Source organism: Chelatococcus sp. YT9 (genome assembly GCF_018398315.1).
In the GTDB taxonomy this organism is placed as follows: domain Bacteria; phylum Pseudomonadota; class Alphaproteobacteria; order Rhizobiales; family Beijerinckiaceae; genus Chelatococcus.
Genome location: NZ_JAHBRW010000005.1, coordinates 1 through 16496, shown reverse-complemented (window position 1 = coordinate 16496; position 16496 = coordinate 1). Strand labels below are relative to the sequence as shown.

The 16496-nt window shown below is 61.6% G+C and carries 14 protein-coding genes; 9 read left to right on the top strand and 5 right to left on the bottom strand.

Annotated features, from left to right (window positions below; genetic code table 11):
• Positions 1 to 468 (top strand): IS91 family transposase (locus KIO76_RS30670; RefSeq protein WP_502761921.1); only part of this gene is annotated, 468 nt, incomplete at its 5' end.
• An 8-nt stretch (positions 469 to 476) separates the two neighbouring features.
• On the opposite strand, the gene istB is transcribed toward KIO76_RS30670, so the two are convergent.
• Both istB and istA read right to left on the bottom strand, forming a co-directional pair.
• The gene (istB, locus tag KIO76_RS30665; RefSeq protein ID WP_213327477.1) at positions 477 to 1235 is read right to left on the bottom strand and encodes an IS21-like element helper ATPase IstB; all 759 of its coding nucleotides are present in this window, start codon (positions 1233 to 1235) and stop codon (positions 477 to 479) included.
• A complete protein-coding gene (gene istA, locus KIO76_RS30660; RefSeq protein WP_213327476.1) occupies positions 1232 to 2728 on the bottom strand; it encodes an IS21 family transposase in 1497 nt (498 codons plus the stop codon). Before istA ends, istB begins: the two co-directional genes overlap by 4 nt.
• Positions 2729 to 3144: 416 nt before the next feature.
• On the opposite strand from istA, the gene KIO76_RS31705 reads away from it, so the two are divergent.
• From KIO76_RS31705 to KIO76_RS30640, 5 genes are all read left to right on the top strand, one after another.
• Positions 3145 to 4158 (top strand): TIGR00366 family protein, encoded by a 1014-nt coding sequence (locus tag KIO76_RS31705; protein WP_349629446.1) that lies wholly within the window; start codon positions 3145 to 3147, stop codon positions 4156 to 4158.
• Between the two features lie 4 nt (positions 4159 to 4162).
• Positions 4163 to 4621 (top strand): TIGR00366 family protein, encoded by a 459-nt coding sequence (locus tag KIO76_RS31700; protein ID WP_349629445.1) that lies wholly within the window; start codon positions 4163 to 4165, stop codon positions 4619 to 4621.
• Between the two features lie 235 nt (positions 4622 to 4856).
• Entirely contained in the window at positions 4857 to 5570 is a 714-nt protein-coding gene (locus KIO76_RS30650; RefSeq protein WP_213327475.1) for a sulfite exporter TauE/SafE family protein, read from the top strand.
• A 59-nt stretch (positions 5571 to 5629) separates the two neighbouring features.
• Complete coding sequence (locus tag KIO76_RS30645; RefSeq protein WP_213327474.1) at positions 5630 to 6565, top strand: LysR family transcriptional regulator; 936 nt, start codon at positions 5630 to 5632, stop codon at positions 6563 to 6565.
• A gap of 11 nt (positions 6566 to 6576) precedes the next feature.
• Positions 6577 to 7995: an amidase gene (locus KIO76_RS30640; RefSeq protein ID WP_213327473.1), complete on the top strand. Its 1419-nt coding sequence runs from the start codon at positions 6577 to 6579 to the stop codon at positions 7993 to 7995.
• 99 nt (positions 7996 to 8094) lie between these two features.
• On the opposite strand, the gene KIO76_RS30635 is transcribed toward KIO76_RS30640, so the two are convergent.
• The 3 genes from KIO76_RS30635 to traA are packed head-to-tail and all read right to left on the bottom strand — an operon-like array spanning position 8095 to position 12805.
• Positions 8095 to 8262 (bottom strand): hypothetical protein, encoded by a 168-nt coding sequence (locus tag KIO76_RS30635; protein ID WP_213327472.1) that lies wholly within the window; start codon positions 8260 to 8262, stop codon positions 8095 to 8097.
• Between the two features lie 11 nt (positions 8263 to 8273).
• Positions 8274 to 9020, bottom strand: a complete 747-nt coding sequence (locus KIO76_RS30630; protein ID WP_213327471.1) for a DUF6118 family protein — start codon at positions 9018 to 9020, stop codon at positions 8274 to 8276.
• Positions 9021 to 9028: 8 nt separating this feature from the next.
• Positions 9029 to 12805 (bottom strand): Ti-type conjugative transfer relaxase TraA, encoded by a 3777-nt coding sequence (gene traA / locus KIO76_RS30625; RefSeq protein WP_213327470.1) that lies wholly within the window; start codon positions 12803 to 12805, stop codon positions 9029 to 9031.
• A 284-nt stretch (positions 12806 to 13089) separates the two neighbouring features.
• Here traA and KIO76_RS30620 point away from each other — a divergent pair, with 284 nt between their 5' ends.
• The 3 genes from KIO76_RS30620 to KIO76_RS30610 all read left to right on the top strand — a co-directional run.
• Positions 13090 to 13371: a mobilization protein gene (locus KIO76_RS30620; RefSeq protein WP_213327478.1), complete on the top strand. Its 282-nt coding sequence runs from the start codon at positions 13090 to 13092 to the stop codon at positions 13369 to 13371.
• A complete protein-coding gene (locus tag KIO76_RS30615) occupies positions 13368 to 15047 on the top strand; it encodes a type IV secretory system conjugative DNA transfer family protein (RefSeq protein WP_213327469.1) in 1680 nt (559 codons plus the stop codon). Before KIO76_RS30620 ends, KIO76_RS30615 begins: the two co-directional genes overlap by 4 nt.
• 319 nt (positions 15048 to 15366) lie before the next feature.
• Positions 15367 to 16496, top strand: a 1130-nt coding sequence (locus KIO76_RS30610; protein WP_213327468.1) for a DNA-methyltransferase, incomplete at its 3' end; no start/stop codon positions are given.

Here is a 16496-nt window from a genome sequence, read left to right as displayed (position 1 = left end):
TGTGTCCACCTGGCAAAGCCTGATGCTTTCGCTCGCGTGCTCGCCGAAGTCCGTCGCCTCGAATGGGTCGTCTATGCCAAGCCGCCTTTCGGCGGGCCGGAGCAGGTGCTGGCCTATCTCGGCCGCTACACCCATCGCGTCGCCATCGCCAATTCCCGGCTGATCAGCATGGACGAGGACCGTGTCGCGTTCCGCTGGCGGGATTATCGCCATCACGGCAGGGCGAAGGTCATGACGCTCGATGCTGACGAGTTCATCCGTCGCTTCCTCCTGCATACCTTGCCCGACGGCTTCCATCGCATCCGCCATTATGGCTTCCTCGCCAACGGCCAACGCGCTGTGTCAACGGCGGAGCAAAATCAGGCCACAGGGCGGCGTAAAAGTAGGCCACTTAGCGGTGCAAGCGGGGAACGTCGGGAGGGCGTAGCCCGACCAGAGTTTCCCGCTTGCAGCGTCGGCCATTTTTGAGAGGGGTTTCAGCCGGCCTTTCGGGCACGGCTTTGGGCGAGGCGATAGCTTTCGCCGTTCATCTCGAGGATATTGACGTGGTGGGTGACGCGATCGAGCAGCGCGCCCGTCAGACGTTCTGATCCCAGCGTTTCGGTCCATTCGTCAAAGGGAAGATTGCTGGTGATCAGGGTTGCGCCGCGCTCGTAGCGTTGCGAGATCAGCTCGAACAGCAATTCCGCGCCGGTCTTGGAGAGCGGCACGAAGCCCAGTTCGTCGATGACGAGGAGCTTGTAGCCGGCCATCTGCTTCTGGAAGCGTAACAATCGCCGCTCGTCGCGTGCCTCCATCATCTCGCTGACCAGCGCGGCTGCTGTCGTGAAGCCGACGGACAGGCCCTTCTGACAGGCGGCCAGGCCGAGGCCGAGGGCGACATGGGTCTTGCCCGTGCCGCTGGGACCGAGCGCGATGACGTTCTCGCGCCGCTCGATCCATTCGCAGCGTGCCAGTTCCAGCACCTGCATCCTGTTGAGCTTCGGGATAGCGGCGAAGTCGAAACTGTCGAGGCTTTTGACGACAGGGAATCTGGCCGCCTTGATGCGGCGTTCGACCTTGCGGCGATCCCGCTCGATCATCTCCCTTTCGGCGAGCCGAGCAAGATATCCGGTATGATCCACGCCCTCGGTGGCGCAGTGCCGGGCCAGCTTCTGATACTCGCGCAGGAAGGTCGGCAGCTTGAGGGTCTTGAGGTAATGGGAGAGCAGGATTTCGGGGGCTTCGGCGCTCATGCCGCTTCTCCCGCATTCGTCGACAGAAGACGCATGTAGGCCTTCGCCGAGGTCGTCTCGACGTTCGCCTTCGGCAGGTAGGGGTAGATGGACAGATCCAGTCTCGGTGGCCGGCGCTCCACCCGGCACAGGAGAAGATGCTTGACGGCGTCGAAGCCGACCGCACCGAGATGCAGGGCCTGCTTCACCGCCGCATGCAGATCGGCGAGTTCGAAGCTTTCCAGCAGGCGCAGCACCTGCACATACTCGCGCCGGCCGTGCTTGTTCATCCTCGCCTCCATCAGGCGGCGCAGCGTGGCGAACTCCCCGGGAAGGTCCCAACCCTGCAAGGGCGCTGCCTGATCCAGTGAATTGATCTTCTGCTCGATCAGCGGCAGGTAGTGCAGCGGATCGAAGACGACGTCTTCCCGCTCCCAGCTGCGGGAATGGCGAGCGATGATATCGCCGCGGCAGCCGATCACCACCTCGTCGACATAGCCCCGGACCCAGACGTCCTGATGGCCGAAGGCGACCGGCACCGAATAGTCGTTGGTCTTGTAGCGCACCAGCGACTGCGCCGTCACTTTGGCGCTGGCCTGGTCGCAGGCATCGAAGGGCGAAGCCGGCAATGAATGCATGGCAGCAAGATCGCGCTGCAGCCGTTCCCCGATCGTCTCGTTCTCGCCGCGCAGTCTGTCATGCTGACGCTTGCGGCATTGCTCTTCCAGCCAGACGTTGAACTCATCCCATGTCGCAAACTGCGGGATCGGCACCATGAAGTTGCGCCGCGCATAGCCGACGAGGCCCTCGACGCTTCCCTTGTCATTGCCCTTGCCGGGACGGCCGTAACGGTCCCGGATCAGGTAATGAGACAGGAAGCCGCTGAACAGCACCGCGCGCTTGCGCGTGCCGTCGGGCAGGATCTTCGCCACCAGGCAGCGGTCGTTGTCGTAGACGATCGACTGCGGCACCGCGCCGAAGAAGGCGAACGCATGGATGTGGCCATCGACCCAGGCCTCCGACACCGCCGCCGGATAGGCACGAACATAGCAGGCGTCGCTATGTGGCAGGTCGAGCACGAAGAAGCGCGCCTTCCGTTCTATGCCGCCGATCACCACCATCGCCTCGCCGAAGTCGGCCTGCGCGTGGCCTGGCGGATGCGCCAGCGGCACGAACACCTCCTGGCGACGCTGTTCCCGTTCACGCATGTAGTCCTTGATGATCGTGTAGCCGCCGGTGAACCCGCATTCGTCTCGTAGCCGGTCAAACACCCGCTTGGCCGTATGGCGTTGCTTGCGCGGCACTTGTCTGTCCTCGTCCAGCCAGCGATCGATGGTCGAAACGAACGCGTCGAGCTTCGGCCGCCGGACCGGTGACCGCCGACGGTAGCCCGGAGGGGTCGAATACGACAGCATCTTGGCTACGCTGTCGCGCGATATGTTGAAATGCTTCGCCGCCTGACGCCGGCTCATCCCTTCCGAGCAGGCCAGACGGACCTTCAGATACAATTCCACGGTGTAGATCCCTAACCCTCCTGCGCTCGTTGCAGAAGGACAATAGGTGGCCGGCTTTTACGCCGCCCGAAGCGGGACTATCCCGCCGCTACCGTGGCCGATTTTTGCACCGCCGCTTATACCCCAACGCTTACTTTCAACGCGCTGCCCTCAGATATGGGAGCACTTATGATTAGCTACGGTAATGCCTTTCATTAAATCAATTAATTTGACTTATGATGCAATAATGTGGCTGATACTTGTGAGCGGTCAATCCGCAGAGAGCCGCGCAGAGAGCGGCCCACAAAACTGGATCATTTGTGCGTCGAACAGGCTCACGCTCGCGACTAGCGAACTAGCGAACGTGTGGGCGTGCGAAGAATTGTGGGCGGCACTGCCACACCTCGGAGACGCAAACCGCTAGGGAGGATGAGATCATGCATATCGAAATGCCCCAGGCTACGGGACCAAAGCATTTAGATTCGCCAAGTAGACAACCCGTGGGACCGTCCGATGACGAGAACATCTTATCTCGCACTGCTCTACGATTTGCCGCGTGGATGGAGAAGTGGTTTCCCGATGCGTTCGTTTTCGTCCTTTTAGCCGTCCTTATCAGCTTCACTGGCTCGTTGGCGATCGGTGCCCCAGTCTCTTCGATCGTCAAAGCGTTTGGCGATGGTTTTTGGAACTTGATCACATTCACGCTCCAAGCCTCACTGGTCGTGATTGGCGGCTATGTTGTTGCGAGTTCCCCGATTGCTACTAGAGCAATCCGGTGGCTTGCAGGCATTCCTCGGTCAGGGCCGTCGGCTGTAGCCTTTGTGGCTGCGATAAGCTGTGGCAGCTCTCTGCTCAACTGGGCATTCAGCCTTATATTCGGCGCACTGCTCGTGAAGGAACTAGCGCGGCGACATCCACACCTTGATTACAGGGCTGCTTCTGCTGCGGCGATCCTCGGCGTCGGCAGTGTATGGGCACTCGGCGTGAGTTCTGCGCCAGCACAATTGATGGCAAACGCCGCAAGTCTACCCCCTGCCCTTTTGCAAATCACAGGCGTGATCCCTTTCAGCCAGACAATCTTCCTGTGGCAATCAATGGTGATGGCGGGAGTTCTGCTCACCGTTACTATCGCCGTTGCGTACTTTTCTGCGCCGCGCGGATCACATGCCGTTACCGCAACCTCACTCGGTATCGATCTAAACATTAAACCGGTGCCGACGCAAAAAGCGGAGCGCCCTGGCGAATGGCTCGAATGTAGCCGGGGCCTGAGCCTGATTATCGTCTGCCTGGGAGCGGCGTTTCTCGCACTCACGTTCGCGGAGATGGGTTTTCTTAAAGCCATCTCTAACCTCAACATTTACAACTTCCTCTTCCTGATGCTTGGCCTCCTGTTGCACGGGACACCGCGAAGCTTCACCCAATCCGTGTTCGGAAGCGGTGCCTTCCGTTAGCGGTGTGCTGATTCAGTTTCCGTTTTATGCAGGTGTTGCAGCCATTCTTACCCATGCAGCCGCTCCGGATGGCGCGACATTGGCCTCAGCAATTGCAGGTGCCTTTACCAACGTCGGTCGGGACCTATTCGATCCGGCCGTCGCGGTCTATTCGGCCGTGCTCGGAATCTTCATTCCGTCTGGGGGAGGCAAATGGCTAGTTGAAGCGCCATATGTCATGCAGGCGGCAATCGACGTGAAGGCACACTTAGGCTGGACCGTTCAAATCTACAACGCCGCAGAGGCGCTACCGAATCTCATCAATCCGTTCTGGATGATCCCGGTGCTTGGCCTCGTTTCGCTTAGACCTCGCGATGTTGTTGGGTTTACGTTCCTGCAGTTTTTGATCAATGCGCCGCTCGTCCTTTTCATGACATGGCTCTTCTCTAAGACGCTGCAGTATATTCCGCCGGTACTGCCGTGACATCTTGACATCTCAACGGGAGCAATCAGTGGGGCACGCTCAATCTCGACTGCGTGCCCCACTATTTCCGCCGATAGGTCCAGTCACGAAATGCGGAGTGCCTCTGCGCTGCGTACGCATCGAGCTAGTGACAGGTGTTGGTGTATCCATACGGATCACGTGTAAACCAGAATATTACTAAGACATGATAAGAGCAACTTCCTATCGAGAGTACTCGAAAATAAGGGTGAATGTAGTGAGTGTTGGTATTTTTGCCTTATCAGCGCTGGTAATATTTGTTGCTGCGTTCGTGCAGGGCACAACAGGCCTTGGATTTGCGTTGATCGCGGCGCCAATTATCGGGTTGATTGACCCGAAATTACTACCTGTTCTTGTTCTCGTTTTGATGATTCCATTGAACCTGTTTGTAGCTTGGAGGGAGCGCCGTGCCGTCGATGTTATGGGCGCGGCATGGATCATGGCAGGACGTGTGGCAGGCACCGGAGGTGGGTTGTGGTTGCTTCTTGCCATCCCTCTTAACAATCTCAATCTCCTTGTTGGGATATCGACGATCTTTGCTGCATCAGTCTCTTTGATTGCTCCCCCATTCAAACCGGGCAGCCGAGCGTTAATCGCCGTTGGTGCCATAACAGGAGTCACCGAGACGGCCACAGGAATTGGCGGGCCGCCACTGGCTCTGGCCTATCAGCACCGATCCGCACCTGTGTTACGTTCAACGATTGCGACATGTTTTCTACTTGGGGAGATTATATCTCTCATTGTGCTTTCGGCTTCAGGCCAAATTGATGCCGAGCAGATCCAAATGGCTCTGTTTCTGCTTCCTGTCCTAGGTCTTGGTGCGCTGCTAAGTAGCGCTATCCACCACAAGATCGACGGCCCCCTCGTTCGAACACTTGTGCTCGCGTTCGCATTGCTTTCAGGTATCGCTGTCACAATTCGAGGCTGGTAATAATACCAATTTTCTCAGAAATTTGATGGATGGCCTGAAACAGTCGCTGGAATGATTCCATGGAGCGCCGACAACTGGAATACTTCGTTGCAGTCGCAGAGCAGGGCGGATTTGGGCGTGCGTCGGCAGCACTGAACGTGACCCAGTCGGCTATTTCGCAAGCCATCGGACAGTTGGAGAGAGAACTCCGTACTAAGCTGTTCTTGCGTACCGGTCGTCACGCCATCCTTACTGCAGCGGGTCACGCAGCCTTAACACCGGCACGGCAGGCGTTAAGGGATCTCGGCACAATTCGTGCGATCGTCGCAGATGTGATGGGTCTGGCAGGCGGGCGGTTAGACATAGCGACCTTTCCTCCGCTTGCCGAATGGCCGGTTGGCGCGGTCGTTGGGGCATTCCGGAAGGAACATCCCGCCGTAACGATACACATTAAAGGCCCAACATGGGCGCGGATACCGGAAGTCGCCGAAATGGTCCGGGATGGTCGGTGCGAGCTAGGATTCACTGACGATAGCGAACTTGCGCATGGCCTGATCGCCCACCCGCTCGAGCCCCAAGACTATGTTGGAATCCTACCACCCGGGACGGTTATTGCAGACGATGGCGTGATTTCACTTGAGGATATCGTGGCACGCGGCCTGATTGTAGGACCGTGGTGGGAAACATCGCCTCCGTATATGGAGCTTCGGGCGAATTATCCAGATCTGGTACAGAATGCAATTGCTGTTCGAATTGAGTACCGGGAAGCTTACGTTCCACTCGTCGTCTCCGGAGCTGGGGCGGCAATTCTGCCGAGATTTGTCGGAGAACTCGCTTCTGCAGCGGGCGCTACGGTAGCGGAATTAGCTTGCCCGATTTGGCTCAAAACCCTTCTAGTTCAGCGGCCCGGAGACATGGCGCCTGCAGCGCGCGAGTTCCGCGATGTTACCTTGCAGCTTTATGGCAGAGTAGAAGCGCCGGCCGATATTCCTGAAAGTCAATCACATTCAACATGACGGATAGCAAGATGACATCCATCGACGAGATTACGAGGAAGCCTGCACAGGTATTAGCCGGGCTGATTCGCGAGCGCGAGCTATCATGCCTGGAAGTTACCTCGGCTTTCTTGAAAAGGATCGATGACATCAATCCAAAGATAAATGCATTTTGTACCGTCCTACACGAAGCGGCGCTCGCTGCGGCGGCGCAAGCCGATCAAGCCTTCACAAGCGGTTCTCCGATCGGACCGCTCCACGGCCTGCCGGTGGCGCTCAAGGATTTGACCCCGACTAAGGGAGTTAGGACCACGCGCGGCTCGCGTCTTTTCGAAAACGCCGTGCCAGCTGAGGACGCTGAGCTCGTCAGGAGGCTCAAGAAAGCCGGAGCCATTGTCATCGGCAAAACAAATACACCGGAGTTTGGGCATAAAGGCGAGACGGATAATCTCATTTTCGGCCCGACGCGCAACCCGTGGCGTCTCGATCGCACTCCTGGTGGATCGAGTGGGGGCTCAGCCGCTGCCGTAGCTGCGGGATTGGTTCCGTTTGCAGAGGGTAGCGATGGTGCGGGATCGATCCGAATCCCGGCGAGCATGTGCGGAATCTTCGGCTTCAAACCAAGCTACGGGCGAGTGCCCGATGTCGCTGGCCCATTCTCCAGCCACACTCCGTTCTTCCACAATGGTCCCCTGGCGCGAAGCGTGGGCGATGCCACGCTCCTATATCAGGCGATGGTTGGAGCCGACAGCGCTGATCCGTTCTCCGTTCCGACTGACCAGGATGTGCTGATGTCTCTTGACCACGGGGTTGCCGGCCTGCGCGTGGCATTCAGCGTGAATTTGGGGTACTTTGAGGTGTCCGATGAGGTGAAACTAGCCTGTACAAGGGCCACGGAGGCGTTTGCGGCGCTAGGTTGCGTCGTCGACGAGGTGGAGGTGGACTTCGACCGTGAATTGGAGGCGGCTTTCTTCACCCTCTGGTGTGCAAAGTTGGCGACTGTCTATTCCAACATCACGGACAGCGAATTCTCGTTGCTTGAGCCAGTGGTTCAGGGCCTGATCGAACAAGGCCGGCGATTGAGTGCCGTCGAATTTGGCCGCGCAAATCTCATGCGCGAAGTCGTTTGGAGTAGGCTGTGTTCTATTTTTGACAAGTATGATGTGTTGATCTGCCCAACAACAGCAGTTTCCGCCTTCCCTATTGAGAATGGGCCACCAGCTACGATCAACGGCGCGTCGATCAATCGCCTTCTGGGCTGGTTCCTGACTTATCCCTTCAACTTCACAGGAAATCCTGCCGCCTCCGTTCCTTGTGGATTTTCTCATGACGGCCTCCCAATCGGGATGCAGATTATCGGAAGGCGCCTCGATGACGGCTTGGTTTTACGAGCTTCCCGCACGTTCGAGCGTCTATCTCCTTGGCCCAAACTAGCAAATCCAAGCTTTTAACTTTTAATGACCGTGTCCCGTTAAGTGGATTGATCATAGGACCAATGGCTGGCCGGCATTGTCGCGAAATTCCTGAAGCCCGCAACACCTATTTCGCGCCTAGCTGGCCAAGGCTTCCTCGAACTCCGCAACCTCCGCGCCGGTCATTTCCTCCACGCCGATCGCGACCCGGAGCTTGTAGGTTTCCCCGCAAGATGGGCATTTCCGCTCGCCGGTCCAATGTCTGTGGCCGTCGAAACTGCACCGATCGCACTTGAATCGCGCCATGCCTGGTTCCTCTACTGCTGCGCCATCGCCGGCACGGTAATGGTGCATTTCTGGTCCTTCCCTGTCTGTTTCGCCGTCTTCAAACAGGCGGATATCGGATCGCCATTGAAATCATAGAACCTGCGCCCCCACTCCATCTTGCCGGTTTCGAGTGGGTCGGCCGCGCCAATCATGGCGTAGCCAGCGCTGATGCGATCGCTCCCCATGATAAGGGCGGCAGTACGGGTATCAGCCGAGAATGGCAGCGCGCGCGGCAAAAACAGCGTCAACAGCACACCGGCGACCAGGCCGGCAGTTCCCGCGCTCCACAACCAACGATCCTGAACATACCGTTCGCGCGCGCCGGCGAGGCGGCGGGCCAGACTATTGGCGGAGCGCTCGAGGTCAGTTGCCTGGCGCTCGAGCTGCCGCGCGGCGGTGTTGACCAGGCTTTCGCCGCCGCGCTCGAGCGCGCGGGCGTAATGTTCCGGGCCATTGCGCAGGACCGGCGATTGCTCGACCGCCTCAAGACGCATACCGACATGGGCGAGCTGCTGGACGATGCGGCCAAGATCGGGGCCGTAGTCGGTCGGCTGCTGTAGTTTCTCAAGCTGGTCGAACGCCGTTTCCACGCCGCGCCGGATGACGGTCATTTCGCCGCCAAGGTCGCGGGTCAGCTTCTCGACCGACCGCCGTAACGCCTCGAACGCGGCGGCCGGGTCGCCGGCGTCGTCGGGCGCGTCCTGCGGCTCGAATCCTTCCCTGTCATCGTCGGTCATGGCGTCTCCTACCGTTCAAGCCCGAGCGATCGGCCGCGCGTGAGGCTCTGTTGCAGCTCCCACGAAATCCTCTCGCTCTGGCGCGTATGCTGGCCGATTCCGAGTTCCTGACGGCGATTGCGCAGGATGGATTCAACCTGGGGGTCGCGTTCAAGGCTCTTGGTCAAGCCGTTCATCTGGCCTTCCACCTTGCCGCGCGCCTCGTCGTGCTGCCAGCCGCGAAGCTGCTGGCGCTGCTCCTGCAACGCCTGCCAGCGTTCAACGAAACGATCGGCCCTGACATTCGGATCGGCCTGCATGGCGCGCTCGTGGTCCAGCCGCTCGATGACCTGGCCGACGCGCGGCCGGCCGGAAAGCTCGGTCATGCTGCGCTGCATGTCCGGATCGTAGCGCAGCGCCGACCGCATCAGATCGCGCGCGCCCGGCCGCGCCTGATCGAGCTCAAGGCCGGCCTCGCGCAAATCCTGACGCTGCGCGTCGAGGATCGGAAGGCCCTCGCGCCGCTGCCTGTGGGCGGATTCATAGGCGCGGGCATAGCGATCAACGGCCTGCTCGAACTCCGACTGCGGCCGTAACCGTTCGGCAAGCCGGTCCTGCGCCGGCGCTTGCCGCAAGCTCCCTTCCCTTTCCGGCCGTTCTCCCGGCTCCTGGGAAGCCTCACGGCCGGCCGGGCCAACATTGAGCCGCAACCCGTCGAACATACCGCGCCGGCGCGTCTCGGCCTTCTCTGGCCGATCCTGGGGCCGTTCGTCGCGGTCCTGCGCGGTCGGCTGATTAGCCGGCGCGCTCCGTGACAGTTTCAGGCCCTCGAACCGGCTGCGGCGCTGCTGTCGATCGCCGCGATCCTGGGCGAGATCCTCGGCGCGGGAAACCCGCGCGAGATCCTCGCCCTTGTTTTTCGCGATGCCAGGACGCAATCTGCCGGCACTCGCGGTTTCGCGAGCCTGGTCCCGGCCCTCCCCTATCCCCCCTAAGCCCAAAGTGGCCGGGACCGATCTTTCGGCCGCCGGCTCCCTGTCCGGACGCAGCTCGGCGGCACGATCGTCGGGAATCTCGATCTCGCTGCGGACGCCCATGCGCTCCGCGATGCCCCGCCGCTCGGCAAAGTCCTGGGCATAATCGAGCGTGGTTTCCTTCACGCCCGACCGCGACAGGCGGCTTTCAAGCTGGCTATAGGCCAGCTCGCCAGCGTCCCGCACCTTCCACGAATTGCGCTCGGCCGTGGTCCCGTCCGGAAGGCGAACCGGCTCCGATCCGCGATGCTCAAGGCCGATCTTGTCTCCGACCTCCGCACCGGATTCCTTCATGGCGCGTTCAAGATCGACGCCCCAAACGGTATGGCGCTGGCCCTTGTCGTTTTCCAGCGTGACGAAATAGCTTTGGCTATTTCCTTGCTGGTGCTCATAGGGGGCGACCCCATGCTCGACTAAGCGGCCCGAAGCCAACGTTTGGCCGGCATGACGGTCGGCAAACTCGTCATGGGCCGCGTAGAGCTGCGCGCCGTCGCGATGCCGGGTCATGGCGACATAAGTTAGATGCCGGTCCATCGTCCCCGATGCCAGCACAAAACTGCGATCGACGGTCGCGCCCTGGTTCTTGTGAATCGTCGTCGCATAGCCGTGGTCGATTGCCTGATAGTCGTTCATCGGCACGGCAACGCTGCGCCCCTCCGCGCCCTTCGGCCCGTCGAGCGTGGCGATGATCCGCCCTGGCTCGACATGATCGACCGTCGCGAGCATCCCGTTCTTGACGCGAAGGTCGCGATTGTTTTCGAGGAACACGATGCGGTCGCCCGTCGCAAAATCACGCTTGCCGTCATTGGTCTGGAAGGTCAGCCCGCCGGCCGGCCCTTTCCGCTCTTGGGTGGCCTCCTGGGCGACGTCGCCCGATCCTGGCCCGTCCTCGGCCACGTTGGCCCGTGCCAGCTTGCCCCGCTCCTGTAGCTCGCTCCGGATCGCCTCGTTGATGGCGCGAACATCGGCACGGCGATGCGCCATCGCAACGCGGGTGCCGTCCGGACGCTGATCGCGATCGGCTAGATAATCGCGCACGATCTCGCCCCGCGCATCCTCGCCGCTCTCGCTGAATCGAATATCGCCATGCTCCCGATAGGCGGCCAGGCCCTCGGCCGTCCGGTGCGTGGCGAAGGCAACCGACGCCTCCCGCTGCCAGTCCACGCGCTGCCGGCGTATTTCGGAAAGCTCGGCATGGCCGATCTGCTCGGCAATGGCGCGGAACGCAGCACCCGCCCCGATCGCCTGTAGCTGTTCATGGTCGCCGACAAGCACGATCTTCGCCCCGCGCGCTTCGGCCTCGTTGACGAACCGGGAAAGCTGGCGGCTCCCGATCATGCCCGCCTCGTCGATCACGAACACGTCGCCGCGGCCGAGCTGGTTGCGGCCGGCCTGCCAGCCGTAATCCCATCCCGCCAGCGTGCGGCTCTGAATGCCGGACGATTCCTCCAACCCCTCGGCCGCCTTGCCCGACAAGGCCGCACCGTGAACCGTATAGCCCTCGGCCTCCCACGCCTCGCGCGCGGCGGCGAGCATGGTGGACTTGCCAGCGCCGGCGAAACCGACAACGGCCGCGATGCGTTCCCGGCCGGTGACATGCTCGATCGCCGCCCGCTGCTCGTCCGAAAGCCGCGCGGAAGCATCGCCCGCGCTCCGCTGAAGGGCGGCGTCCTGGCGCTCTATGGCGCGATCGACATGCCGGCGATCGACGCCATGATTGCGCGCCTGGTGCAGCCGCTCGGCCGACGCCACCATGCCGGATTCGATCTCGACCATTTCGCGGGTCGAATAGCGCGCAAGCTCGACCTCGCCTGTCTCGGCGTTCGTGCGCTCCGGCTGAAGCTCGACCAGCGCCGGCGAGGCCATCACCGTCGCAAAGGCGTTCCGGAACTCCTGCGGGTCGTCGTTGATATAGCGATGCAGCGCCCGCGCCACGTCGCGCCGATCGAACACGCTCTTTTCGCCGGTGATGATCGTAAGAACCTGCTCCGGCTTCTCCCTGATGAGGTCCGCGTTGCGCGCTGCCGCTTGCCTGTCCAGCCGCGCCCGCGACACGTCGAGGCCGCGCCTGTCCATCTGCGTGGCGTGCACCCCCATATGCTCGGTCGGCGCGATCTCAAGCCCGCGCTCCATGTGCGAGCGATGGTCGATGCGAATATCCAGGCCGGCCATTGCCAGCCGCTCATTGGCGATCCCCTCCCATTTCTGGCGAAGGTCGCGAAGCTGCATGTCGGTCGTCGGAAGATCGTGCGCCAACAGCCATTTGTTTTCGCGCTCAAGATAGGTCTTCTCGCCCAGCCCTTCCTCCGTCACCTGGCGCGTGGTCATGAGAATGTGGGCATGGTGGTTGCGAACGTCGCTCGCCTCGTGCGGCGCATGGATGGCGAAATCCACGGCCGCCCCGTAGCGGTCGGCAAGCTCCTGCGCCATTTCCCGCGTGGCCTCTAGCCGCTGCTCGGCCGACAGCTCATGCGGCAAGGCAACCTCGAACTCGCGGGCAACGCGGGCGTCTTTCCGCTTCTCGGCAAACTCGGCGGCGTTCCACAAGGCCGAGCGGTCCCGTGCCCAATCGGCGTTGACGCCTATGGGGCCGGCACCCGGTTCGGGCAAGACGATCTCGGCATGTTCGACGCCCTGCTTGGCCGTGTAGTCGTGCGTGATCCCGTCGCGCTCGTTGGTCAACTTTTCGCCGGCGCGATAGGCCATCGCAGCAACCGCGCTGCGCCCTGCCTTCCGCGAAACCGGCTTCATGCTGAAATGGTAGATCGCCAAGCGCCGCTTCCCTCTCCTGCCGACCGGCTCCGCCGCTCTCTCTGCGTCAGCGGCGCGCTGAGTTGCGAAGCAACTCGTAAGTGCGCCCTTCGTAATTCAATCGCTCCGCTCTTTCATGCCTCCGGTGTGGCGCTGCGGCAAGCTCTGTGCGAAACAATTGAGGTCGCGATTGTGCGTCTGTCAGCGCAATATTTCAACCGGAAGAAGGTGAATATGGCGGCGATGGGTGGAAAAACGACATGGCGCTGATAAAATCAGACGGCCGAAAAGAGGGAGACGATGCGATGGCGCGCAAGACGATCGAACAGCGATTGGCCGAACTGGATGCGCAGCGCGCCACGCTCAAGGCCAGGCTGTCGAAACAGGAACGCGCCAGGGACACACGACGCAAGGTGCTGCTCGGCGCGCTCGTCCTCCATCGCCTCGAACACGGCCCCGATGAAATCTCCAGGCAGCTCCCCGATTGGCTGCGCCGCGAGCTGCCCGGCTTTCTCACCCGCGACATGGACAAGGAACTGTTTGCCGATCTGCTGGCGACCCCATCGGATCGGGGACCGGCCTCGTGACCGATTTCCGCCTCGCCTGGGCCGCCTTCAGGAACATGCTGCGCGTTGCCGCCGGCGATCCGCTATGGGCCTTCACCAGCATTATCAGCGGCCCGTTTCGCGCCATCGCCTATTTCTATCATTACGGCCTGTTCTTCGTCTTCGTCGTGTTCGTCGTCGGCTTCGGACTCATGGGGCTCGTGCAATGGGCCGGCGTCGAGCGCGGCGGGGCGCTCTGGAATGTCGTCAACCTCGCCTACGCCGCTTTCATCCTGCTGTTCCTGTTCCGCTTCCTCTCCCGGCCGATGATCGACCATTTCGGGGACGTGGACGCCGACACCCACGGCTCGGCCCGCTTCGCCACCGACAAGGAAGTGGCTCCCCTCACCCGCGCCGGTTCCGGCCTGCTGATCGGCCGCCATCCGAAATCCAAAAAGCTGCTGCGCTATGACGGCCCGGCCCATCTGCTGACGATGGCACCGACACGCACCGGCAAGGGCGTGGGAACCATCATCCCGAATCTGCTGACCGCAAACCGCTCCGTGATCTGCATCGACCCCAAGGGCGAGAATGCCAGGATCGCCGGCCGCGCCCGCCAATCATTCGGCCCGGTCCATATCCTCGACCCCTTCGGCGTCACCGGCCAGCGCTCGGCCGCCTTCAATCCCCTCGATGCGCTCGACCCTGACGGCCTCGATGTCGCCGAAGATGCCTCTACCCTGGCCGACGCCCTGGTCTATGACGATCCGGGCGCGGCCGGCGAGGCGCATTGGAACGAAGAAGCCAAGGCGCTGATCGGCGGCATCATCCTCCATATCGTCGCCAACGAACCGCGCGACCGGCGCACCCTCGCCACCCTCCGCGAAAACCTCACCCTGTCGCCGGAAACCTTCACCGCCCTGCTCAAGAACATGCAGGCGTCATCCGCCGCCGGCGGCCTGGTCGCCCGCGCCGCCAACCGCCACCTCGGCAAGTCCGATCGCGAGGCGGCCGGCGTGCTGTCGGCCGCGCAGCGCCATACCCATTTCCTCGACTCGCCCCGCATGACCGCCGTGCTCGGCCGCTCGGATTTCCGCTTTGCCGCTCTCAAGGCCAGGACCGCCACCGTCTTCCTCGTCCTGCCGCCCGATCGCCTCGCCACCTATTCCCGATGGCTGCGCCTGCTCGTCACCCAAAGCCTCACCGACATGGCCCGCTATCCCGCAAAGACGGCCGCCAGCGCGTCCCCTGCCCCGGTCCTCTACCTGCTCGATGAGTTCGCCGCCCTCGGCCATCTCGCGCCCGTCGAGCGCGCTATGGGCCTCATGGCCGGCTACGGCGTCCAGCTCTGGCCGATCCTGCAGGACGTTCACCAGCTCCGCGCCACATACGGCACCCGCGCCGGCACCTTCCTGTCCAACGCCGGCGCCCTGCAGGTCTTCGGCGTCAACGATCACGACAGCGCCCGCCTCGTCTCCGATCTGCTCGGCCAGGAAACCGCCGTGTTCAAGACGATGGGCCAGGCGCTCGATTCCGAAAAGTCAGGGATCTCCTACGGCGAGCATCATTCCGGCCGGCCGCTGCTCACACCCGATGAGGTCCGCAACCTGCCGCAAAACGCCGAACTGCTGTTCCTCGCCGGGCAACGCCCGATCGTCGCCGGCAAGCTCGCCTATTATGCCGATCCCGAGTTCAAAGGGCTGTTCGACCCGGCATAGGCACAAGGGCAACCATAGCGCTCGGCAGCGTCAAAAGGTGGGTTCTCGCCATGCTCGCGGGCCCCATCTGGTGATGATGCCCGCTGCGCGTGGCTCCGATCCCGGCCCAAGGGCCGCTTTTGACGCCGCCTGCGCTCCTATGGAATCCTGAACCTGTCGGGACGAAGGGCGTCCCGCCCTTCGCTCCGCTCCGGGTTCTCCACGCCTGCGGCGCGTCGAACAAAGGGCGCGATGATGAAAATGTAATGAAATATGAATTGTTAGTTGACGTCTAGACGTCAATCGCTGATGGTGCCCCCGTAAGAGGGTGGACTGATTCATGTCGCTGGCTCCCGGCACCATACGCGATTCCATAATCGATTTCTTGAGCGTTGTTGGCTCTGACGCCTCGACAGGCGAAATCCTGAGCGCGGTGAAAACCCGCCTTGGCGATGTAGCGCCCTCTTCGGTAAGGTCGTATTTGAATCTCAATACACCGCAAACCTTCGAGCGGACGGGCTGGGGCCGCTACCGGCTCAACGTGAACGGTCATCTGCATGTATTGGAGAACAACAAGCCGGCTGCGGAGTTTACCGCCGTGTCGATCGACAAGGCCAAGCTCTATCATGCCGACTGCTTCAAATGGCTGGCGCAACAGCCTGCTCATTCGATTCATGCGGTCGTGACTGACCCGCCCTACGGCTTGGTCGAATACACCGCAAAGGAAACGGCGAAGCTGCGCGCCGGCAACAAAGGCGGGATATGGCGTGTCCCCCCTGCCTTTGACGGCCACCAGCGGGCACCCCTGCCCCGCTTCACCGTATTGAGCGATAATGACCGTCGCGAGTTGCACGACTTCTTCAAGCGTTTCGGCATCCTGATGTCGCGTGCGACCGTACCGGGAGCAAACATCGTAGTCGCATCGAATCCCCTGCTGGCGCACATCGTGGCGAGCGCTATGGCGGAGGCAGGGTTAGAACTGCGCGGGTATATTTCTCGGCAGGTTATGACAATGCGCGGCGGTGATCGGCCGAAGAATGCTCACACAGAATTTGACGAAGTCTCGGTGATGCCCCGATCACAGTGGGAACCATGGGTTATCTTGCGGATGCCATTGGAAGGGCGGGTGCAAGATAACCTGCGGAAGTGGGGCACGGGCGGTTTCCGCCGACCCTCGAAAGCCCAGCCCTTCGGCGATCTGATCCGGTCGCATCCGACGCCCTCGTCAGAGCGCAAGATCGCCGCTCATCCGTCATTGAAGCCGCAGGCATTCATGCGCCAAGTGGTGCGGGCGGTCTTGCCGCTCGGTAAAGGCGTGGTGCTTGATCCGTTCATGGGTGGCGGGTCCACCCTCGCCGCCGCGAATGCCGTAGGCTACGAGAGTATCGGCGTCGAGCTCGACAAGCATTTCTTCGATATGGCGAACAAGGCAATCCCGAAACTTGCCGCTCTCGCAGCTCACCAGCCGGG

Excerpts from the sequence above, each read along its gene's own strand:
- KIO76_RS30630 (WP_213327471.1), bottom strand. The coding sequence starts at position 9,020 with ATGACCGACGATGACAGGGAAGGATTCGAGCCGCAGGACGCGCCCGAC.
- KIO76_RS31705 (WP_349629446.1), top strand. The coding sequence starts at position 3,145 with ATGCATATCGAAATGCCCCAGGCTACGGGACCAAAGCATTTAGATTCG.
- KIO76_RS30635 (WP_213327472.1), bottom strand. The coding sequence starts at position 8,262 with ATGGCGCGATTCAAGTGCGATCGGTGCAGTTTCGACGGCCACAGACAT.
- KIO76_RS30645 (WP_213327474.1), top strand. The coding sequence starts at position 5,630 with ATGGAGCGCCGACAACTGGAATACTTCGTTGCAGTCGCAGAGCAGGGC.
- KIO76_RS30640 (WP_213327473.1), top strand. The coding sequence starts at position 6,577 with ATGACATCCATCGACGAGATTACGAGGAAGCCTGCACAGGTATTAGCC.
- KIO76_RS30620 (WP_213327478.1), top strand. The coding sequence starts at position 13,090 with ATGGCGCGCAAGACGATCGAACAGCGATTGGCCGAACTGGATGCGCAG.
- istB (WP_213327477.1), bottom strand. The coding sequence starts at position 1,235 with ATGAGCGCCGAAGCCCCCGAAATCCTGCTCTCCCATTACCTCAAGACC.